21 protein-coding genes are annotated in these 22524 nt (G+C 46.9%); 11 read left to right on the top strand and 10 right to left on the bottom strand.

Annotated elements, in window-relative coordinates:
- Window positions 1-34 precede the first annotated feature (34 nt).
- The 4 genes from ABDW33_RS20470 to glmS form a co-directional block, all read right to left on the bottom strand.
- Window positions 35-598, bottom strand: a complete 564-nt coding sequence (locus tag ABDW33_RS20470) for a DNA-3-methyladenine glycosylase I (RefSeq protein ID WP_343691960.1) — start codon at window positions 596-598, stop codon at window positions 35-37.
- Window positions 599-671: 73 nt separating this feature from the next.
- Window positions 672-1211 carry a hypothetical protein gene (locus ABDW33_RS20465; RefSeq protein WP_343691959.1) on the bottom strand — a complete coding sequence of 180 codons (540 nt, stop codon included), beginning with the start codon at window positions 1209-1211 and terminating at the stop codon, window positions 672-674.
- A gap of 237 nt (window positions 1212-1448) precedes the next feature.
- A complete protein-coding gene (locus ABDW33_RS20460; protein WP_343691958.1) occupies window positions 1449-3659 on the bottom strand; it encodes a DUF4954 family protein in 2211 nt (736 codons plus the stop codon).
- Window positions 3660-3674: 15 nt separating this feature from the next.
- Window positions 3675-5510, bottom strand: coding sequence for a glutamine--fructose-6-phosphate transaminase (isomerizing) (gene glmS, locus ABDW33_RS20455; RefSeq protein ID WP_343691957.1), 1836 nt, complete (start codon window positions 5508-5510; stop codon window positions 3675-3677).
- A 193-nt stretch (window positions 5511-5703) separates the two neighbouring features.
- Here glmS and ABDW33_RS20450 point away from each other — a divergent pair, with 193 nt between their 5' ends.
- Window positions 5704-6225 carry a histidine phosphatase family protein gene (locus ABDW33_RS20450; protein ID WP_343691956.1) on the top strand — a complete coding sequence of 174 codons (522 nt, stop codon included), beginning with the start codon at window positions 5704-5706 and terminating at the stop codon, window positions 6223-6225.
- Here the strand turns inward: ABDW33_RS20450 and mgtE are convergent.
- Window positions 6222-7598, bottom strand: coding sequence for a magnesium transporter (gene mgtE, locus ABDW33_RS20445; RefSeq protein ID WP_343691955.1), 1377 nt, complete (start codon window positions 7596-7598; stop codon window positions 6222-6224). The genes ABDW33_RS20450 and mgtE overlap by 4 nt on opposite strands.
- A gap of 51 nt (window positions 7599-7649) precedes the next feature.
- Window positions 7650-8519, bottom strand: a complete 870-nt coding sequence (locus ABDW33_RS20440; protein ID WP_343691954.1) for a bestrophin family ion channel — start codon at window positions 8517-8519, stop codon at window positions 7650-7652.
- Window positions 8520-8613: 94 nt separating this feature from the next.
- On the opposite strand from ABDW33_RS20440, the gene ABDW33_RS20435 reads away from it, so the two are divergent.
- The 7 genes from ABDW33_RS20435 to ABDW33_RS20405 all read left to right on the top strand — a co-directional run bounded on the left by ABDW33_RS20435 (window position 8614) and on the right by ABDW33_RS20405 (window position 15580).
- Entirely contained in the window at window positions 8614-9003 is a 390-nt protein-coding gene (locus tag ABDW33_RS20435; protein WP_343691953.1) for an SET domain-containing protein, read from the top strand.
- Window positions 9004-9091: 88 nt separating this feature from the next.
- On the top strand, window positions 9092-9574 hold the full coding sequence (locus ABDW33_RS20430; protein ID WP_343691952.1) for a MarR family transcriptional regulator: 483 nt from the start codon (window positions 9092-9094) through the stop codon (window positions 9572-9574).
- Between the two features lie 9 nt (window positions 9575-9583).
- Window positions 9584-11152: a histidine ammonia-lyase gene (hutH, locus tag ABDW33_RS20425; RefSeq protein WP_343691951.1), complete on the top strand. Its 1569-nt coding sequence runs from the start codon at window positions 9584-9586 to the stop codon at window positions 11150-11152.
- Window positions 11130-12800, top strand: coding sequence for a urocanate hydratase (gene hutU, locus ABDW33_RS20420; protein ID WP_343691950.1), 1671 nt, complete (start codon window positions 11130-11132; stop codon window positions 12798-12800). The genes hutH and hutU overlap by 23 nt, the downstream gene beginning before the upstream one ends.
- The gene (gene hutI / locus ABDW33_RS20415; protein WP_343691949.1) at window positions 12797-14002 is read left to right on the top strand and encodes an imidazolonepropionase; all 1206 of its coding nucleotides are present in this window, start codon (window positions 12797-12799) and stop codon (window positions 14000-14002) included. Before hutU ends, hutI begins: the two co-directional genes overlap by 4 nt.
- On the top strand, window positions 13999-14943 hold the full coding sequence (gene hutG, locus ABDW33_RS20410) for a formimidoylglutamase (protein ID WP_343691948.1): 945 nt from the start codon (window positions 13999-14001) through the stop codon (window positions 14941-14943). The genes hutI and hutG overlap by 4 nt, the downstream gene beginning before the upstream one ends.
- 37 nt (window positions 14944-14980) lie before the next feature.
- Window positions 14981-15580, top strand: coding sequence for a hypothetical protein (locus tag ABDW33_RS20405; RefSeq protein WP_343691947.1), 600 nt, complete (start codon window positions 14981-14983; stop codon window positions 15578-15580).
- A 217-nt stretch (window positions 15581-15797) separates the two neighbouring features.
- Here the strand turns inward: ABDW33_RS20405 and purU are convergent, their stop codons facing one another.
- Window positions 15798-16661, bottom strand: coding sequence for a formyltetrahydrofolate deformylase (gene purU / locus ABDW33_RS20400; RefSeq protein ID WP_343691946.1), 864 nt, complete (start codon window positions 16659-16661; stop codon window positions 15798-15800).
- 109 nt (window positions 16662-16770) lie between these two features.
- On the opposite strand from purU, the gene ABDW33_RS20395 reads away from it, so the two are divergent.
- Both ABDW33_RS20395 and ABDW33_RS20390 read left to right on the top strand, forming a co-directional pair.
- Window positions 16771-17262 carry a metallophosphoesterase family protein gene (locus ABDW33_RS20395; protein ID WP_343691945.1) on the top strand — a complete coding sequence of 164 codons (492 nt, stop codon included), beginning with the start codon at window positions 16771-16773 and terminating at the stop codon, window positions 17260-17262.
- Between the two features lie 98 nt (window positions 17263-17360).
- Window positions 17361-18365 (top strand): DUF4421 domain-containing protein, encoded by a 1005-nt coding sequence (locus tag ABDW33_RS20390; protein WP_343691944.1) that lies wholly within the window; start codon window positions 17361-17363, stop codon window positions 18363-18365.
- Here ABDW33_RS20390 and ABDW33_RS20385 read toward each other — a convergent pair.
- The gene (locus tag ABDW33_RS20385) at window positions 18345-18980 is read right to left on the bottom strand and encodes a hypothetical protein (protein ID WP_343691943.1); all 636 of its coding nucleotides are present in this window, start codon (window positions 18978-18980) and stop codon (window positions 18345-18347) included. The two genes, ABDW33_RS20390 and ABDW33_RS20385, sit on opposite strands and share 21 nt — an antisense overlap.
- A gap of 76 nt (window positions 18981-19056) precedes the next feature.
- Entirely contained in the window at window positions 19057-21324 is a 2268-nt protein-coding gene (locus ABDW33_RS20380; RefSeq protein WP_343691942.1) for an aconitate hydratase, read from the bottom strand.
- Window positions 21325-21539: 215 nt separating this feature from the next.
- Here ABDW33_RS20380 and ABDW33_RS20375 point away from each other — a divergent pair, with 215 nt between their 5' ends.
- Entirely contained in the window at window positions 21540-21761 is a 222-nt protein-coding gene (locus tag ABDW33_RS20375; protein ID WP_083720643.1) for a PspC domain-containing protein, read from the top strand.
- A 147-nt stretch (window positions 21762-21908) separates the two neighbouring features.
- Here the strand turns inward: ABDW33_RS20375 and ABDW33_RS20370 are convergent, their stop codons facing one another.
- Window positions 21909-22310: a hypothetical protein gene (locus ABDW33_RS20370; protein WP_343691941.1), complete on the bottom strand. Its 402-nt coding sequence runs from the start codon at window positions 22308-22310 to the stop codon at window positions 21909-21911.
- Between the last annotated feature and the right edge of the window lie 214 nt (window positions 22311-22524).

Below are 22524 nucleotides of genomic sequence, written 5' to 3'. Positions count from 1 at the left end.
GTCCTGATGAATGAGGCATTCAGGGACTGATAAACTACTTCTTCTTCCTCTTCCAGCAATCCGCTACATGGTCATCTACCATACCCGTTGCCTGCATAAATGCATAACAGATAGTAGAACCTACAAACTTAAACCCACGCTTGAGCAGATCTTTACTCATTGCATCAGAAATAGCTGTTTTAGCGGGTACTTCACTCAATGATTTAAACTGATTAATGATCGGCTTTCCACCAACAAAACTCCAGATGTATTTATCAAAACTCCCGAATTCTTTCTGCACTTCCAGGAATGCTTTGGCATTGAGCACAGTCCCGTTTATCTTTAACCGGTTACGGATAATTCCGGCATCCGCCATCAGCGATTCGATCTTTTTATCGGAGTATTTAGCAATCTTTTTTGCATCCCAGTTATCGAACGCCTTGCGGTAGTTTTCTCTTTTAGTGAGCACAGTGTACCAGCTAAGGCCAGCCTGCGCACCTTCGAGATTGATCATTTCGAACAAACGGGTATCGTCGTGCAGGGGAACGCCCCATTCATTGTCGTGGTAGTCTTTGTAAAGCTGGTCTTTGGTAGACCAGGAGCAGCGGTGTGGTTCCATGCCCGCAATTTAAGCAAAATGGGGGCTACTCATAAATATTATGAGACAACTTTTGATTTTTCAGGTGGTATTGTCAGGAGAGTAACACTTCCTTTACCGTTTCATTCCCCGGCAAGTCTACCGCGACAATAATCACTTTCCCGTTTGGCGGTAAGTGGTCTGCCTGGTAGTACCAGTTCACACCGTTTCTACCTAGAACCGCGTTTCCTCTTTCCTGTAAATTTCCCTGGGCATCGATTACCCGTACGTTCACGGCTGCTACCCTGAATTCATCCTTTGCTGTCACCACTACAGTTGTTTCTTCAAAGTGGATCTGCTGGATTTCGGGAGACCTGTAGGCGTCTTTCACCGCCATATTAAAAGCATTCTGTCCCGGTCCTGCCAGGGATTTATAGTAGGCTTTGATCTCAGGATCGGCCAGGATGGCCTTAGCATAAGCTGCTGCCACTTTCATCTTGTACCGGGCTTCCAGCTGATGAATGGTAGGCTTATTCTTAGATGGACCGCGCTTTTTAGCGATGATAATCCGGCCATTCCGTTCGTAAATCGTGATTTCGTTGCCGAGAGAGCCTCTAACGGCCTGGAGAAGTATACTATCTTTTACAATAGCCATAACAAACAATTTTGGAGATTATCAAACAATAATACGGATTAGTTCGGTAATTCAGTACAATGCCGTCACTAAATGAGTACTAGTACATCACTTAAAGTTCACCTCAATATCCAATCGATATATAAGTGACCTTTTAATGACCTTATAGTGACCTTTTGGTATCGAAAAAACGACACGAAAAAGGGGTATCTCAATTTAATTTTGAGATACCCCTTTTCCAATAAGGTGTGCAATAAATTACGCCAGCAGTTTTATCAGTGCTTTTACTTTTTGCTTGTACACCAGTAAATCTTCCTGTGTCTGTTTAATAAAGCTATTGTCTTCCAGTTTGCCGACTACAGCGTTCATCTCGGCCTCTGTTTCATACGTCATCTTCCTGAACGGATTTTCATAATCCTTCGCTCTGGACTGTTGAATCCCTTCTGTCAGAAAAATCTGCGTTTGTATAGAAGCCTGCAAACATTCAATAAAGAAATCCGCGTTGAAATCCGCAATTGTCTTCTCCTGCACATAAAGCAAAGATGCAATCGCATGCTGCAGTTTCTGCGTAGCGTATTGCTGCCCTATCTCCTGGTATTGTGCATGCAGATCTGCCCAGCTGCCGATCTTATTCTCACGGATATTTTCTTTCAATCCATGCAGGGTAGATGCCGGCATCAGCTGACCTCCTACATTATACCATTGCTCACGTTGTGCTGTCAGTGAAATGTTATGAATCGCTTCAAATGTTTTCACATCATTTGCCTCCACAAACTGCATCACATTTTTCACCGCGTACAACACGATCAGGGCGCGGAATAGCGGGTATGTTTTATGTACTTTTAATAATTGTACTTCACGATTGCTATTCTCTACACCTTTGACGAGGATCTTCAGTTTTGCAACATCTCCGGGATGATTGAGCAGCAGGTCCTGTCCTTTCTGCCGGTAATCTTTTTCCGTCAGTTCAGGGCAGTCAGTCTCTGTATGCAGGTACCATGCCTTGCCGGTAGCAGCTTCCATCAGTGCCATCGCATGGATCATTTCTTCTACGCTATCAGGTGCCAGGTAGTCGTATTCGATCAGCTGTGTCTTGTCTGTCCGCTTGTCACGATCCAGGTATTTCCAGGAGTTACGTGCCAGTGCATACATATTATGCAGGAACCAATAGCCTGTCATAATTTTCAGGCAGTTGTGCTGTTCGTCGTTCAACACGAGGCTGAATGGAAATGGAATATCCATTTCCTGCATATAATTTCCTTTGGCAATCAGTGTGAAGGTGGCAAAGCGGGAGTTGTGCTTTAAGCTCACACAGAGACCCGGCCAGAAGCCGCGCCCTGCAATGATTTCCCCATCCGGCCCCCTGGAGTTATGATTGGATCCGATAGTGGCACCGGCTGCCATATTGCTCTGTCCCATGATGAGGGCAGCACATAAGAACGAGTTATTATGGTGCTGTTCATGTGCCGGGAAAATCAGTGAGTTCAATACTTCACAGCAGGAAATAGTGGCGTTATTACCTAAATAGGAGTTGATCAGTCGTGCGCCATACTTCAATTGTGAATGCGATGCCATGATGAAGCGTACAGCTTTTACGCCATAGAATACGCGACATCCGTAGCCCACAATACCATTCACCAGTTCACATCCTTCACCTATCTGGGTAGTGGCTTCTGCACTGCTGTTGATGGTAACGTTCTTAATTTTATTAGCACCTTTCAGGTAAGCGTCTGTGCCGATGATCACATCTTTGATAATGCTCACATTCTTGATCACACAGCGATCGCCTACCATGCCGTAGTAGCCCCGTCGTTTATCAAACTGTTGTTCGGTAAAGGCTTTGAATTTATCCTGCAGTGCTTTATCGTCACGGTTACGTGTCCATAGCCAGGCATCGCCGGGCAGCATGCCATCAAAAGGCATGATAGATCTGCCACCGTTTTCATTGCACAGCTCCAGCCAGATGCGTAAGTTTTCGGGTTCACCGTCTTTGACAATTCCGTTCCCGAATTTAGCGTGACCGGTAGTGGCCATTTCATTCACATTACAGATCATTACTTCATTGCCGATCAGGTAATGTGAAAGGAAATTCACATTGTGCACCACTACATTGTCCCCAAAATCGCAGGAGGAAATTGTACTGTTGTACAATCCCACGGGCAGGCGCAGGTTATGGAATTCCAGGTAGAAGGGTTCCAGTTTACCGATACGCACCAGTCCAAAGAAATGGCAATGTTTTACCAGCTGGGGATTGAAGTCGTTCGTGACGGAGATATTGTTCCAGTTGTCAGAAGTGTTGTCATTTCTAACAAGCGTCTCTATCTCCAATGCGGAGAGGTGCCGGTAGATGCTGGACTTTCCCCATTGCTGATTGCGGAGATAGTATTCATCTTTCCCTTCCGGCAGATAAGGCGCTGCTACAAAATTGTATCCCAGCTCAGTGAGCGGTTTTTTCTGTATCAGGTTCATGTAAGCTTTTTGAGATTATTCAACAGTCACAGACTTCGCCAGGTTTCTTGGCTTATCCACATCATATCCTTTCAGTACACCTACGTGGTAAGCCAGCAGCTGTAAAGGAATTACAGAAACAATAGGAGCTACCAGCTCGTCTGCCTCCGGAATGGAGATCACATCGTCTGCCATAGCCGGAATGGTGAGATCACCTTCAGTTACTATAGCAATTACCTTGCCTTTGCGGGCTTTGATCTCCTGGATGTTGGATACTACTTTTTCATAATAGCTGTCGCGGGTAGCCACAAATACCACGGGCAGGTGTTCATCTACCAGGGCAATAGGGCCATGTTTCATTTCAGCAGCAGGGTATCCTTCTGCGTGTATATAAGAGATCTCTTTCAGTTTGAGCGCACCTTCCAGTGCTACCGGGAAGTTGTAACCACGGCCCAGGTAGAGGAAGTCGCGGGCATCTTTGTATTTGGCAGCAATTTCCCTGATCTGGTCATTCAGTTGCAGGGCAGCAGCCACTTTCTCAGGAATGTGGTCCAGTTCATCGAGCAGGTGCTGGAAGCGCTGTTCCGTGATGGTGCCTTTTTCCTGTGCTACTTTCAGACCAATCAGGCACAATACGGCCAGTTGAGCGGTGAAGGCTTTGGTACTTGCTACACCTATTTCAGGACCTGCATGTGTATAAGCACCTGCATCTGAAATACGGGCAATGGAAGAACCGACTACGTTACATACACCTAAGATCGTAGCGCCTTTCTTTTTAGCAGCTTCAATAGCTACCAGTGTATCGGCTGTTTCGCCGGATTGTGATACGGCTATGATCACATCGCCTTCACCTACTACCGGGTTGCGGTAGCGGAATTCAGAAGCATATTCTACTTCTACAGGGATGCGGCATAGCTCTTCGATCATATATTCAGCTACCAGGCCGGCATGCCAGGATGTACCACAGGCTACGATGATGATGCGTTTTGCACCTGCCAGCTGTGACAGGTGATCACGGATACCACCAATGGTGAGCGTTCCTTTTTTAGCATCCAGGCGTCCGCGTAAGCTGTCGAGGATGGTTTGTGGTTGTTCAAAAACCTCTTTGAGCATGAAGTGATCAAAGCCTCCTTTTTCAATAGCAGCCAGCTCAATATCCAGTTTCTGTATATACGGGGTTTGCCTTTCATTGGAGATGTTCTTCAGGATCAGTTCATCCGCTTTGATGATGGCGATTTCGTAATCGTTTACATATACTACTTCTTTTGTATATTCTACGATAGGAGAAGCATCTGAAGCGAGGAAGTGTTCGCCTTTGCCTACGCCTATCACCAGCGGGCTTCCTTTGCGGGCAGCGATCAGGGTGTCGGGGTTATCCTGGTCCAGTATCACGATCACGTAGGCACCCACTACTCTTTTCAGGGCAATACGCAGGGCTTCTTCAAGGCCGCACTGATTGCTTTGCTGAATTTCCTCGATAAAGTGAATCAGTACTTCTGTATCGGTATCGCTGGTGAACACATGCCCTTTGTTCAGGAGTTCCTGTTTCAGCTGGGCGTAGTTTTCAATGATACCGTTATGGATCATAGCCAGTTTACCATTACCGGAGCTATGGGGGTGTGAATTCCTGTCACATGGTTCGCCGTGGGTTGCCCAGCGGGTATGACCGATAGCAATGTGACTGCTGGTGTTCCTGCCGGTCAGGTAATCTTCCAGTTCTGATACTTTACCTTTTTTCTTGTAAACCTTCAGACCATCATTCATCAGGGCAACACCGGCACTGTCGTAACCGCGATATTCCAGTCTTTTCAATCCTTTGAGTACGATGGGGTAGGCTTCTCGTTGGCCTATATAAGCGACTATTCCGCACATATTGTTTTTCAGTTTTTACATGGAGATGGGGTGCAATATGCCTAAAAAATGTGAAAATCATACAAATAAACGGTAAGAATGTTTAAATATAATCTAATGATCATGATATAGTTAAGATCATCACAGTGTGGATAACTGGTGGCAAATGCTCAGAAAAAGCGTAATTTGTCGCGGAAATTGAATAAGTTATCCTATGAGATATGTTGTAATATTACTGCTATGCTGTATGGCATGCCAGCAGCCGTTATCTGAACGGCAGCCTCTGCCGCTATCAGAAGACAGTACGTTCCTGACCGGTGTTTTTTATCTGGTAAGACATGCGCAGGAGTGTGATTCGGCTATGCTCACGGACAGCGGCTATATGAAGGCAGGCGCCTTGTACCGGTTATTGAAAGACTCCGGTGTACAACGTATATATCTTACCCCTTATGCGGCCTCCAGGGAGACGGCAGAATCGCTCAGGGCATATTTACACATAGATACGGTGACCTACAAGCCGGATTCTTCGGGGGAAGGATTGCTATATGAAATTACACGCAGAGAGGATTGGGGGAAGCGGTTGCTGATAGTCGGGCAACAAAAAACACTGGTGCCTGTGATTCGTTCATTAAAAGCAAAGGCACCAGTGGATTCTATAAAAGAGGCGGATTATAGTAGTTTATTCATTGTTCGTAAAAGCAGGGATACTGCCAGGTGTAAGCGGATCCGCTATTAGAGCAATGTTCCTTTCATCAGGGCGAAAGCCACAGAGAAATAGATCAGCAATCCTGTTACGTCTACCAGTGTGGCCACAAAAGGTGCGGAAGAGGTAGCGGGGTCAGCCCCCAGCCTTTTCAGGATCAGGGGCAGCATGGAGCCGGACAGGGTTCCCCATAGTACTACACCTACCAGTGAAATACCAACGGTCAGACCTACCAGTATAGAATGCTCTCCATAGCTATGGAAGAGGGAATTCCAGAATACGATCCTGATAAAACCGATGATGCCGAGTACACTGCCCAGCATGAGCCCTGAGGTGATTTCGCGGCGCATCACTCTCCACCAGTCAGTCAGCGTGATTTCGCCCAGCGCCATGGCCTGGATGATGAGGGTAGAGGCCTGGGAGCCACTGTTTCCTCCACTTGAAATGATCAGCGGAACAAATAATGCCAGTACCACTGCTTTGGCTATTTCGCCTTCGAAAAAGGCCATGGCAGTAGCAGTCAGCATTTCGCCTATAAAGAGAATCACCAGCCAGCCAATGCGTTTCTTTACCAGTTTTAGCAATGGAATATCCAGGTAGGGTTCATCCAGGGCTTCGGTACCACCAATCTTCTGGATATCTTCGGTATGTTCTTCATTGGCAATCCACAACATATCGTCGATGGTAACGATACCGAGCAGGATACCTTCGTCGTCTACAACCGGAAGGGCGACGCGGTTTTCCATCCTAAAGATCTGGATGGCTTCTTCCTGTTCATCGTTCACATGCAGGGCTACAAAGCGGTCATCCATGAGGGTATGCACCATGGTATCGGTGGCTACCAGCAGGAATTCCCTGATCCGGAAGTCGTCGATCAGCTTGCCTTTTTCATCCACTACATATATTACGTCGATCGTTTCACTATCCTTACCATATTCACGGATGTAATCCAGCACCTGTTTCACGGACCATTCCTCCCTGACAGCGATGTAGTCAGGTGTCATGATACGGCCTACGCTGGTCTCATTGTAGCCCAGCAGGCTCAGGGTGATCTTGCGTTCTTCGGGATCCAGCAGCTTAATCAGTTCTTTTAAAACATCACTATGCAGTTCTCCCAGAAAGGAAGTACGGTCATCGGCCGGGAGCTCGTTCAGCAGCTCAGCGACTTTGGCAGCAGGCAATTCCCTGATCACATCTTCCTGGACATGGAATTCCAATATCCTGAAAGCTGCTGATGCCCGGGCTATGGACAGATTATTAATAATAATGCCCGCCTGCTCCGGCATTTCATGAATGAGTTCTGCTATATCTGTAATCAGCTGGTCATCCAGGTACACTCTCAGTTCCTGGTAGCCCTGCTCTTTGATAAGCTGCTCGAATTTTTCCAGTAAAGCTTCATTTTCCATAGTCCAAAAGGCTGTCAGGTGGCGAAATTAAAGAAAGTTGACGTGGGAACATCACAATATCTCTGCCACATGCTTACGAATGTTTGCAGAAATAGTGTCCGTTGGCAGGTCGTTGGCATCAAAACCAAATGGGTCTTCGATTTCCTCGGCAATCAGCTCAAGGCTGGCCAGTACATAGAAAACGAAAACAACAATAGGCACGATCAGAAAACCTACAGTAAATACGTATCCAAAAGGTAAAGTCATTACATAGAAGAAGATGAACTTTTTGATAAATACACTGTAGGAGAAGGGGATGGGGGTGTTCCTGATGCGCTCACAGGCACCACAGACATCGGTAAAGGCCTGCAGTTCGTCGTTGAGAATAATGAGTTGCTCACCTGAGATCTGCTGCCTGCGGTACAGGTCATTGACATGGGCAATGATCTGGCCGGCTATCTGGTTAGGCACATGCTTTTTATCGTCGATAGGGGTGCCCTGGCTCATATCCAGTTCCTCCGGGATATATTTGGTACGGAGGTGGTTTTTCAGGGCAAAAGCATAATTGGGGATCATGGCCCGGAAAAATTCCCGGGAGGCAGTATTGCTGGCAGGGATCATGGCATTGAGCTTAATAGCCAGGTTACGGCTGTTGTTTACCAGGCTGCCCCACAGCCGGCGGCCTTCCCACCAGCGGTCATAAGCAGTGTTGGTACGGAATACCAGCAACAAAGAGATCACAAACCCCAGTACACTATGCACAAAAACGACATTTTTCAATTCAGCTAAGTCAGACAAATGAAAGACTTTTAGCTCCAGCAGGGCAACCACAGCTGCATAACAACCAATGGCAATGAACATGGGGAACAACTTGCGTACAGTATCGGCCTTGTGAATCCTGAAGATAAATGTAAACCAGGCCTTGGGATTGTAATCGATCATCTTTGAACGTTAGATTTCCGCAAACCTAAAATTTTTATGCCTGATTTTGATAACTTCTTCCTTTACCTTTACTTTACGAAGTTTTTACAGCTATATGATTAAACCATATTTATACGTCGAGAAGACAAAAGGCAAGGGTCGTGGGGTGTTTACCAAAGAGAGAATACCTGCAGGTACCAGAATAGAAACCTCGCCTGTACTCGTTTTATCTTATGATGATACCGAAATCGTAGATAAGACTAAGTTGCATAATTACATTTTTTTATGGGGAGTGCGTGAAACCCGTTCCTGTATAGCACTGGGTTTATGCTCCATCTACAATCACTCTTACGACCCCAATTGCATATACGAAATGGATTTCGAAGAAGAAACCATGAGTATCATCACCCGTAGAGAGATTAAGAAAGGAGAGGAATTGCAGATCAACTACAATGGGGATCCATCCGATTCAGCACCTGTTTGGTTCGATGTGAGGAAAAAATAATTAACATAATAGACGGTTAGTCTCAATAAAAGGAATTGAATAATTCCTTATTATTGTACCTAAATATATAAGTACTTATATAATTTACATGAGCTTCTATTCTTCCCTGGGCTTCCTGGTGTTTGGCAGCCGTTTACGGCGATTGAGTGAATACTTCCTGAGTGAGGTGAATAAGGTATATGAACAGGCAGGAATTCCTTTTGAAGCCAGCTGGTTCCCGGTGTTTTACATATTGGGCAAAGAACAGCCCATGCCATTGATTGATATTGCCGCCCAGCTGGAAGTGAGCCACTCCGCTATCAGCCAGCTGGTGACGGGGCTTAAGAAAAAGGGCCTTGTGAAGACTGCTCCCTGCCCGGATGACGGGCGCCGGCAGCTGGTCATGCTCTCTAAAAAAGGGATGGACATGCTGCAACAGATTCAGCCAATATGGACCGCCATTACCCAGGCTATGACCGAACTGGCAGATGAAAATAAAATGAGTAAGCAGTTGCTGGAAGCAGTGACTGCTGTAGAAAACGGTGTGGAAACCGAAGCTTTGTCCGCCAGGATCTTAAAAGCAATGAAATAACTATTTATAATGATACACCAATTCAAATACGGAGTCGATCAGCTCACTCCCGGCAGGGCCCTTGCTATCGCCAACGGGCAGCTAAAGGGAATACTGGTGCCGGAAGTGGCTGATCGTATCGTAGCCAGTTACAGGCATGTACAAACCATCGTCTCGCAGCATAGTACAGTATATGGTATCAATACCGGTTTTGGCCCCCTTTGCGATACCCGGATCAATGAAGAAGATACCCGCACCTTACAATATAATATACTCCAGAGTCACAGTGTGGGCGTAGGGCATCCGATTCCTGCCACGGTGGCAAGGGTGATGCTCATTACTAAAGTGCATGCACTGGCACAGGGATACTCCGGTGTGGCCCTGGCTACCCTGGAACGCATTATCTGGATGATCGATGAACACATTACCCCCGTTGTACCTGAGAAAGGTTCTGTAGGTGCATCCGGCGACCTGGCGCCATTGTCACACCTCTTCCTGCCACTGATCGGGTTGGGAGAAGTCTATTATAAAGACCAGCGCCAGCCGGCAGCTGCCATGTTGCAGGCCGAGGGGCGCACACCTGTAGCACTGGGCCCTAAAGAAGGATTGGCCCTTATCAATGGCACACAGTTTATCCTTTCATTTGCCGTAACGGCGTTGCAACGGCTGCACAATGCTCTGGAAACTGCAGACATTGTGGGGGCGTTATCATTAGAAGGATTGATGGGTACGGCCCGTCCTTTTGATCCCAGGATCCATGCTATCCGGCCTTTCCCGGGCAATCAGCTGGTCGCACACCGCCTTAAAACCATGCTGGATGGCTCCGGTATCATGGCCGCACATGTGGATTGCGGCAGGGTACAGGATCCGTATTCCCTGCGCTGTATGCCGCAGGTACATGGTGCCTCCCGTACTGCCTGGTTACATTTGCTGGACCTGGTAACGATCGAGCTGAATGCTGTAACAGACAATCCGATCATCTTTAGTGCAGACGATACCATCAGCGGGGGAAACTTTCATGGACAGCCACTGGCATTGCCGCTGGATTATGCCACCGTGGCTGCAGCCGAACTGGGTAATATCTCTGATCGCCGTTGTTATATGATGATTGAAGGCAGATATGGATTACCTAAATTACTGATCGAAGATGCCGGGTTGAATTCTGGTTTTATGATACCTCAGTACACAACAGCCGCGCTGGTGACTGAAAATAAAACGTTGTGCTTCCCTGCCAGTGCGGACAGTGTGCCGACCTCTCTAGGGCAGGAAGACCACGTATCCATGGGCTCGATCAGTGGCCGCAAACTACACCAGGTAATAGATAACCTCGAATATATACTCGCGATAGAATTGTTGTATGCCGCACAGGCAGTTAATTTCAGACGTCCGCTTACATCAGGCCCGGTATTGGAAGCCGTTCATGCCTTTGTAAGAGAGACGGTTCCGTTCGCTGCCAAAGACCGCATCTTCGCTTACGATATACAACAGCTACATACACTCATACGCCAGCAATCCATCGCCAGGGTAGCCGATGAAACCGCCCTGGCAAATAATTTATCACTTAACGGTATTTATCATGACCAGTTTGGATTTTATTAAGCAATACGCAGCACATCCCCATTACAGGGCTCCCCGCGGACCTGAGCTGCACGCCCGCTCCTGGCAAACGGAAGCACCTTTGCGCATGCTCCTGAATAACCTGGATAGTGAAGTCGCTGAAAACCCCGATGAACTGGTGGTGTACGGTGGTATCGGACAGGCAGCACGTAACCGGGAAGCTTTGCAAAAGATTATTGAAACCCTGCTCATACTGGATGAAGAACATTCCCTGTTAGTACAATCAGGTAAACCGGTAGGCATTGTACGTACACATCCGCAGGCACCCCGGGTGATGCTGGCCAACAGCAACCTGGTACCTAAATGGGCTACCTGGGAGCATTTTAACGAACTGCGGGCCAAAGGGCTCATGATGTATGGACAGATGACAGCTGGTAGCTGGATCTACATTGGTACACAAGGTATCCTGCAGGGTACTTATGAAACCTTTGTGGAGTGCGGCCGCCAGCACTTTGGTGGAGACCTGAAAGGAAAATTGCTCGTCACTGCAGGGATTGGTGGTATGGGTGGTGCACAACCGCTGGCTGCTACCATGGCCGGCGCTGTGTTCTTAGGTGCAGATGTGGATGAGAGCAGGATCAGAAAACGTATTGCTACTAAATATATTGATCGTATCACGCATTCTTACGAAGAGGCCATTGCCTGGGCAAAGGAAGCAATGGATAAAGGGCAGGCCCTATCGATCGGACTGGTGAGCGATGCAGGCGATATGCTGGAAAGATTATTGCAGGATAATATTATTCCGGATATACTCACAGATCAGACTTCAGCACATGATCCGATCAACGGCTATGTACCGAATGGCTTAACACTGGCAGCAGCAGCTGAACTGCGTAAAAAAGATCCTGCTGCTTACAAGCAGCTTGCTTTGAAAAGCATGGCAAGACATGTAGGATTCATGCTGGAATTGCAACGCAAAGGTGCTGTCACTTTTGACTATGGCAATAACCTGCGTGAATTTGCAAAAGAAGGCGGAGAGCCGAATGCATTTGATTTTCCGGGATTCACCCCTGCGTATATCAGGCCTTTATTCTGCGAAGGAAAAGGACCTTTCAGATGGGTGGCATTGTCAGGTGATCCACAGGATATTTATACTACTGATCAGGCATTGATGGAAGCATTTCCGGATAACAAGCCATTGATCAACTGGCTGAAGAAAGCACAGGAAAAAGTTGCCTTCCAGGGACTGCCTGCCAGGATCTGCTGGCTGGGATTAGGAGAGCGTGAAAAAGCGGGCCTGATCTTTAATGAACTGGTGCGCAGCGGCAAGGTAAAGGCACCTATCGTAATTGGAAGAGACCACCTGGATTGCGGTTCTGTTGCTTCTCCCAACAGGGAAACAGAAGCAATGAAAGACGGGTCGGATGCGGTATCTGACTGGACCTTACTAAACCTGATGGCTAATACAGGTGGCGGGGCTACCTGGGTATCCTTCCATCATGGAGGTGGTGTAGGCATGGGCTATTCACAGCATGCAGGTATGGTCGTACTGGCAGACGGTACAGACAGGGCCGCAGCTTGTTTGCAACGGGTATTATTCAATGATCCTGCATTAGGCATCTTCAGACATGCAGATGCAGGTTACGAAAAAGCACAGGAAGTAGCCACTCAATTTGATTTGTACAGATGAAACTTATAGGACCATTTTCACAGATCATACCCCTTACCGGGTTGCCTTTGAAAGGAGCATTGCAGGATGCACAGCTCACTGTCATTGAAGATGGAGGTGTGGTCACCCACGAAGGAAGGATTGTTGCAGCAGGTGATTACAATGCACTACGTGATCAGTATCCACATGCACTACCTGTTTTAATATATGGCCCGGCGGTGTTACTGCCGGGCTTTATTGATTGTCATACGCATATTTGTTTTGATGGTAATCGAAGCCGTGATTATGCCATGCGTATAGCAGGAAAGACATATCTCGAAATTGCACGTGCAGGTGGTGGCATCTGGGATTCCGTGATGAAGACACGTGCAGCCAGTGAAGAAACGTTAAGAAAGAATACGGCTGAAAGAGCGAACAGGCATTTGCAGGAGGGGGTGACTACGATTGAAGTAAAGAGTGGATATGGTTTGTCTGTGAAAGAAGAAATGAAGATGCTGCAGGCCATCAGGCATGCAGGTGAGTACACCAAAGCAACACTGATCCCTACCTGCCTCGCGGCGCATATGATGCCGAAAGATTATACAGGCACAGACTATCTGCAGGAAGTAGTGGAGCAATTATTGCCTGCTATTCATTGTAAAAGGGTAGACATCTTCATTGAAGAAACTGCTTTCCAGCCGGCACAAGCCTTACCTTATTTACAGCGGGCAACGGAGATGGGGTTTGCACTGACCGTGCATGCCGATCAGTTTAGCAGTGGTGGGTCAGCAGTGGCGGTAGCAGCAGGTGCTTGCTCTGCCGATCACCTGGAAGCCAGTAATGCAACAGATATTGCGCGTTTAGCAGCAGCTGATATTGTTTCGGTGGTATTGCCCGGAGCATCGTTAGGGTTAGGAATGCATTATGCGCCTGCACGACAACTACTGGACGCCGGCGCATGTGTGGCGATTGCGAGTGACTGGAACCCGGGTTCTGCCCCCATGGGCGATTTGCTACTGCAGGCAGCAGTGATGAGTGCAGCGGAAAAGTTATCTGCTGCAGAAGTATTGGCGGGGCTGACTTTCCGGGCAGCCAAAGCTTTACAGCTCACAGATGTGGGGCAGCTGGCCGCAGGTTTTGCAGCTGACATGCAGGTGTATCCGACAAATGATTACAGGGACATTTTATATTACCAGGGAAAAATGAAACCTTCGCAGGTATGGAAAGGAGGTGAAAAAATATGAAAGCACATTATCAGCAGCCCGTTGCATGGACGGGCAGAACAGATGGTACAGACGAAGAAGTGAGCCGATGGCATCAGCGGGTGCAGTGCGTAGACCTGTCATTGCCATTACCTGAAGGCCATGGTGTCGTGTTATTAGGCTTTGCTGTAGACGAGGGCGTACGTAGAAACAAAGGACGTGTGGGGGCAGCAGCTGGTCCCGCAGCTCTCAGGCAGGCAATGGGCAGTTTCCCTGTTCACTTTGATGGCCTGTTGATGGATGCAGGCAATATTATCTGTCCCGACGAGGACCTGGAGGCTGCACAACAGGCCCTGAGTGGTGCTGTGCAGTTGATCAGGCGTGCAGGTCATATACCTGTGTTATTAGGCGGCGGACATGAAATTACTTATGGTCATGCACAAGGACTGTATCAGTCGTTGCCCGGTGAGCAACTGGGATTGATAAATTTTGATGCACATTTTGACTTACGTACAGAAGGTGTGAGCTCCGGAACAGGCTTCTGGCAGCTTTCACAGGCACATACGCCATTTCAGTACCTTGCTTTGGGTATACAGCAGTTGAGCAATACACAACAGTTATTCAGAATAGCAGGTGAACTTGATGTGACATACCTGGACGCTGACGCTTTTCACTTCCAGGATCGTACCGTAGTACAGGCAGCACTGTCAGCCTTTATAAAAGAAGCAGACAAATTGTATCTCACGATAGACCTGGATGTATTTGCGGCGGCATATGCGCCAGGTGTAAGTGCAGGCGCATTCAATGGTATTCGTCCGGATGGCTTATTTTTAGAGTGCTTCAGGACCATCCTGCAAAGCGGAAAACTAGCGGGAATGGATATAGCAGAATTGAACCCTGCTTTCGACATAGATAATCGTACAGCCAGGCTAGGTGCTGCATTAATTTTTGAAGCAGTGACTCATTTGTTGAGTAGAAAATAATATTATCTTTGGCGCGTATCCCAAAAGATTTATTATCATGAAGTTCTACACTGTATTCATGGCTGTTGCCATAGCTGTAGCACCGCTGTTTGTGCGTGCACAACGTATTAAGCTCGAAGAAGGTAGCGTATCCCCACTGAAAGGTATTACAGAGCTGAATACTGAATTTACCTACACCAATATAAAGGTAGGCGATTTCAGTAACGAGGATGATTACATCCGCAAAAAGACAGAAGAGTATAACAAGAAGGAAGCCGGTAGGGGCGATAACTGGGCGAAGTCGTGGAAGAACGACAGGTCCGAAAGGTTCGAACCTAAATTCAACCAGTTGTTTACAGACAACAGTGGTGGTATTACTGCCGGCAAATTTCCTGCTGCGAAGTACACACTGATCTTTAAAACTAAATTTATTGAGCCAGGGTACAATGTCGGTGTATGGAGAAAGAATGCATCTATGGATGGTGAAGCATGGATCGTGGAAACCGCTGATAAGAGTAAGGTGATTGCGAAGTTCACGGTCGATAAGGCACAGGGCCGTGTATTTGGCGGGTTTGACTTTGACACCGGATTAAGGATACAGGAGACTTATGCAGATGCTGCAAAGGCGCTGGCAAAAGCAATTAAAAAACAATTGTAGTAAAAAGGGGACATCTCAAAATTGCGGGATGTCCCCTTTTTATTTAAACTCCTGTTGGAGCGCGATGTCGTAAACGCAATTCCCCAGGTCTTCCGGTTACTGATAAGGTTTCTGCTTTTATATGATAGCCCCGGTATCATTTCTTCTTGATACAATCCTTGCGTCAGAGAATAGTTGTCATTCCCCTTGGAGAACGTGCACTTTCAGCAATGTTTTATCAGAATACAATTGTTTTATTACCGTGAATAATGACCCTGTCATCGATATGTGCAATCACGGCTCTTGTTAACACCTGCCTTTCAATATCTCTTCCCAGCAATATCAGGTCGGTCACTTCATGTTTATGGCTCACTCTTGCTACATCCTGGTCAATGATGGGCCCTTCGTCCAGGTCATTGGTTACATAGTGGGCGGTGGCACCTATTAGTTTTACGCCCCTGTTATAGGCATTCCTGTAAGGATTGGCGCCAGCAAATGCCGGCAGGAAGCTATGGTGGATGTTGATGATCCGGCCGGGGAAAACGCTCACGAATTCGGGAGAGAGGATCTGCATATAACGTGCAAGCACGATGAAGTCTGTATTGGCTCTTCTGATCAGTTTAATTGCTTCCTGTTCCTGCAGTGGCTTATTGCCTGCATCTACCGGCAGGTAATGGAAAGGAATACCAAAGTCTTCTACGAATTGTTTTAGTTCAAGGTGATTAGAAATGACGAGTGGGATATCTACTGGTAGTTCCCCACTGCGCCAGCGCCATAACAGTTCTATCAGGCAATGGTCATAGCGGGATACCATGATCACCATTTGTTTACGACGATCGGGGTAGTCGATGCGCCATTCCATCTGGCGGGGAGCAGCTACTTTTTCCTGGAAATCTTTTTCCAGTTGTTCTTTCGTAAAGGAGGGATTATCCAGCTGGAAAGACATGCGCATAAAAAAGAGTCCTTCTTTGGGATCTGTACTGTGCTGGCTGGCATCAAGAATATTAGCGCCGCAGGCGTACAGGAACTGGGACACACCGGCCACAATACCAGGGCGGTCTGGACAGGAGATCAATAGCCTGCCGGTTATATCAGTCTGCATAAAAATGAAATATATATTACTATGTAAAATACAAAAGGGAAAGGATTTATTCTAGCGGTCAGTCAATCCCGAATTCTTATTTTATTTTTGGACCAGCTAAGGGAAAATAATGAAGAAGATCGGATTAATGTCAGACACGCACAGTTATCTCCATCCACAGGTGTTCAGGTACTTTGATAAAGTAGATGAGATCTGGCATGGTGGGGATATCGGCACTACATCCCTTGCGGATGAACTGGCCGCCTTCAGGCCTTTCAGAGCTGTATACGGAAATATTGATGGCAAAGACATCCGGCTGCGCTATCCCGAACATCTATGTTTCGAAGTGGAGGGGGTGAAGGTTTTTATGACGCACATTGGCGGCTATCCAGGTAAATATGCGCCGGGAGTGAAAGACTTATTGTTGCAAAACACCCCCAAATTGTTCATCTGTGGGCATTCGCATATATTGAAAGTAATGCCGGACCCGGCATTGAAGCTGTTACACATGAACCCGGGGGCATGTGGCCAGCAGGGCTGGCATAAGGTGAAAACTTTATTGAGATTCGATGTCAACGAAGGGAATATCAGTAACCTGGAAGTCATAGAGCTGCCTAAATAATAAGGAAGCCGGCACTCGCACATTTTTTGCAAATCGTAGAGGTACTACAACTGTCACTTATGCGCAAAGGATACATATTATTATCCATTTGTTTGTGTATGTTTCATTTTGCAAGGGGTCAACGTTCATCTTTCATTGATAAGATAGGAGATTGGTTTCATACAGAAAATGACACTGCTTACATAGAGGATCATACGAGGGACCTGACTACACGTTTTTTCGGGTCCAGGAAATATAACTATTACGATATCATTGATCGTAAGCGTAAGACGGAAGTAATGTACCGTCCGAATACGCCATTCAACGTAGGCTTTGGTTTCAACTATAAATTTATAGGTGTGAACGTTGCTTTCAACCTGCCATTCATCAATAGTACGGACAGGTATGGGAAGACGAGGGCACTGGACCTGCAGGCACACTATTACCTGCGCAAGCTGGTGGTGGATTTCTACGGGCAGCGTTACAAAGGGTATTACATTGCTAACTCCCGCGGATTGCTGAATGGCTTTGACGAAAAAGGCCCGCTGCCTGTGCGTCCTGATATCCGTAATTTGAATATCGGGATGAGTGTACAGTATGTCTTCAACGACAGGAAATTCTCTTATAGGGCGGCTTATTTGCAGAATGAATACCAAAAGAAGAGTGCGGGTTCGTTCCTGTTAGGAGGAGAACTGTTTACAGCGCACATGAAAGGGGATTCTTCGCTGATCCCTCACAATATCACCCAGCGGGATTTTATGAACGGCATTACCTACTCCGCTACCAGTATTTTCAGCGCAGCTGCGAACGCTGGTTATGCCTATACATTTGTTTACAAACAGCATTTATTTCTCACCTTATCATTGTCCGGCAGCCTGGGTGGAAATTACACCCGTTTGTTCAGGGATAATGAAAATGACCTCCGCAGGTTCGGCATCCAGCTGAACAATACAGTTCGTGCCTCGATTGGCTACAACTCCAGTAAGTACTTTGCAGGCATTCATTATGTGAACCTCGTTACACGTAGTCAGTCACCTGTTGAACATACTTTCCAGGCCATTGGTGCAGGCAATTTCAGGTTCAGTGTAGTAAGGCGTTTCGGGCTAAAGCGTGAGCTTTTCTAATTCCCTTTGGATGTTTTCCCTGGCCACCGCATCAAATCGCTCTCTAAAGCCTTCAGTTTTGTAGATCGACGGTTGATCCAGGAAGTATTGCAATACCTTTTTCCTGCCGGGCACATATACGGCATCAGGGTAGATGCTGTATTCCTTTCGTATGTTTTTTGCATATGCCTGGTACATACGTTCGGGGCCGCTCAGTATGAAGAGGTCAAAGTCCAGGAAACAGTCCAGGTCAGCGTCGCCATGGGGGTTCTGATGCGATTTTGTGGCTCTGATATATTCCGATACCAGGGCTGTTTTTTCTGCAGGATAACTTGTTTGCTCCAGGAATTGGGTGGCTACCAGTGCACTTCTCTCCTCATTATCTCCTCTCTGAACATCGTAGATGATATCGTGGAAAAATACGGCCAGTTGCAGGGCTTCCAGGTCGTGTACGAGATGATTATATTCTTCAATGAATACGAGCAATGTCTGAATATGATCCAGATTATGGTAATACCTATGTGATTCACTGTAATGGGTTAGTATGGAATTAAAGCCTTCCTTCACCAGCGACGAATCGTTGGTATAGTTGCTTACCAGGCTTTCCCAGACATAAAATAGTGGATGGGATTTCATGGCCTAAATGTAGACAAAAAAAAGACTGACTTATTGCTAAGCCAGTCTTTTATCGTTACTAATGACAGTCCTTTGATTATGCTTTCGCAAACTCAGCACGAATTACGTTCAGTGCACCACCTGCTTTGAACCACTCAATCTGTTGTTCATTGTAGGTATGGTTGACTGTGATTTCGTCGCTGCTACCATCTTTGTGGTGGGCCACCACGGTCAGTGGTTTACCTGGAGTGAAGGTAGTCAGGCCCAGGATGTCGAAGGTATCGTCTTCCTGGATCTTATCGTAATCTTCTTTGTTAGCGAAGGTAAGGCCGAGCATCCCTTGTTTTTTCAGGTTAGTCTCGTGGATACGGGCGAAAGATTTCACAAGGATTGCACGAACGCCCAGGTGACGTGGTTCCATTGCTGCGTGTTCGCGGCTGGAGCCTTCACCATAGTTCTCGTCACCGACAACGATAGAACCGATACCAGCCGCTTTGTAAGCGCGCTGAGTAGCAGGAACGGCACCGTATTCGCCGGTCAGCTGGTTCTTAACGGTATCAGATTTATCGTTGAATGCGTTGATCGCGCCAATCAGCATATTGTTAGAAATGTTGTCAAGGTGACCACGGAATTTCAGCCATGGACCAGCCATAGAGATATGGTCAGTGGTACACTTGCCCTTTGCCTTGATCAGCAGTTTCAATCCTTTCAGGTCAGTACCTTCCCATGCTGCGAAAGGCGCCAGCAGTTGCAGGCGATCGCTGGTAGGCGACACGACTACCTGCACGCCGCTACCATCGGCAGCAGGTGCCTGATAGCCCGGATCATCTACAGCGAATCCTTTTGCAGGCAGTTCATAACCGGTTGGTTCATCGAGCTTCACTTCCTGTCCGTCCCTGTTTTTCAGGGTGTCTGTCAGTGGGTTGAAGGTCAGGTCACCTGCAATGGCCAGTGCGGTTACGATCTCAGGCGAAGCTACGAAAGCGTGTGTGCCGGCCAGGCCATCATTTCTCTTCGCGAAGTTACGGTTGAAGGAAGTGATGATAGAGTTTTTACGGTTAGGATCATCGATATGACGAGCCCATTGACCGATACAAGGCCCACATGCATTTGCCAGTACTACGCCACCGATCTGCTCAAAGGTGTTGAGCAGGCCATCTCTTTCGATGGTGAAGCGCACCAGTTCAGAACCGGGAGTGATGGTATATTCAGACTTAACGTCCAGGTTTTTGTCGATGGCTTGTTTAGCCAGGGAGGCTGCACGGGAAATATCTTCGTAAGAAGAGTTGGTGCAGGAACCGATCAGGGCAACTTCCAGTTTCTCTGGCCAGTTGTTTTCTTTCACGGCCTGACCGAATTTAGAAATAGGCCATGCCAGGTCTGGAGTGAACGGACCATTTACGTGTGGTTCCAGTTCATCCAGGTTGATTTCGATCACCTGGTCATAGTATTTAGACGGATCAGCGTACACTTCTGCATCCGGGCGCAGGTGATCTTTAATACCGTCTGCCAGTGCAGCGATTTCGCTACGCTCAGTTGCCTGCAGGTAGGCGGCTATTTTGCTGTCGTAAGCGAATACGGAGCAGGTAGCACCGATCTCAGCACCCATGTTACAGATAGTTCCTTTACCGGTAGCGCTGAGGCTGTCGGCACCTTCGCCAAAGTATTCAACGATGCAGCCGGTACCACCTTTAACGGTGAGCACGCCAGCTACTTTCAGGATAATATCTTTTGGAGAAGCCCATCCGCTCAGTTTGCCGGTGAGTTTTACACCGATCAGTTTAGGCATTTTCAGCTCCCATGCGAGGCCGGCCATCACATCGACAGCATCGGCACCACCTACACCGATAGCGAGCATACCCAGACCACCGGCATTGGGTGTATGGGAGTCAGTACCGATCATCAGGCCACCCGGGAAAGCATAGTTTTCCAGTACTACCTGGTGGATAATACCAGCACCAGGTTTCCAGAATCCGATACCATATTTATTCGAGATAGAGGAGAGGAATTCGTAAACTTCCTTGTTGGTGTTGTTAGCAGTCGCCAGATCAGATTCAGCGCCTGTTTTAGCCTGAATGAGGTGATCACAGTGTACAGTTGAAGGGACTGCCACCTTTGCACGGCCGCAGGTCATAAACTGTAACAGCGCCATCTGTGCTGTAGCATCCTGCATCGCTACGCGATCCGGTGCAAACTCAACATAAGATTTACCTCTTTCATATGCAGACGTAGTCGGGGCATATAAATGGGCATACAAAATCTTTTCTGACAATGTGAGCGGGCGTCCTAACAGCTTACGGGTAGCTTCCACCTTACCCGGGAGTGCCGCATACACTTTTTTAATCATTTCGATATCAAACACCATGGAAAAAATATTTAGACCAATTAAAAATGCACCGCAAAATTAACCATTTTAAGACAGTTTATAAAAGATAAGTACCCGATTAGACCGCTATATCCGGGCCTTTGCCTATCCAATCCCTTTATTTTGCTGTTAAATCACTGCTAACACACTGCAAACGGCCATTTCCCGAAAATTTGGCACTTGTTTTTCATATGAGTTTGTGATAAATTTGATATATGAATAGATTTAAAGATTTTGTGGAATGGCAAGCCTTCGGTGTGTGCACCGCGATAGGCAACAGGCTGGGAGTAGCGACTTCCCGCATCCGCTTGTTTTTTATCTATGTGTCTTTCCTGACGATGGGATCCCCAATCATTGTTTACCTGATTATGGCTTTTTGGGTCAACATGAAGAACTACATTCTCAATGCCAGAAGAAACCCCCTAAGGTATTTGTAATTACCACATTAAAAACAAGAACGGGTTACCTTTCTATAACTGCCTTATATGCTTATGTAAGGCTTCGTTTCCTTTTATAGCGGTATACCCACTGATTATCCAGGTAAAAGGGCTGATCGACATTGCTGTTGATCAGCCCTCATTTTCTTAATCAAGATGGAAATTCGTCATTTCGTGATAGTGGTTCTGTAACTGGTTTACAGTCAATACACCCTTTATTTCACGGTGCTCATCCCTGTAATCCAGGCGGGTAGCCTCGCGGCCGTCCAGATCATGAAACATCACGGAAAATGGCCCACGAACGTAGATCCTGCGATTGTCAGGGTTCGGGGAAATGTCTTCTTTAGTAAACTTCAGTTTGAGTAACTGTTCCTCGTTCAGTGGAATTGCGTAGACATCGGCCAGTTCATACCAGAATTCCTGCTCGCCTGTTTGTACACAAACCTGCTTGTCTTCCCGGTTCACTTCCAATACCAGGCCTTCATGCTTTTCGCCTTCGTACTCCACTATTACAGTATCACCTGCTTTTACATCATGTAAGTTGATCATTGTGGATATTTTTGGGTGTTATTATTTGAATTTACTGAAAATTAACCAAAAATCAGACCGGCAGTAGGCAGGCGGCTTTTCTTAAAGAAAAGAGGGTGTCTCATAAATAAATGAGGCACCCTCTTTTATTTGTATAAAAAAATGTATTGTTAATCAATATTTTATTAACTCTTCCTATATTTAAATATGGCAAGAGGTAAAACTTTATCCGTAG

Source organism: Chitinophaga sp., from assembly GCF_039596155.1.
GTDB lineage: Bacteria > Bacteroidota > Bacteroidia > Chitinophagales > Chitinophagaceae > Chitinophaga.
The sequence above is the reverse complement of the archived record's forward strand: the minus strand, read 5'-3'. Positions and strand labels throughout refer to the sequence as shown.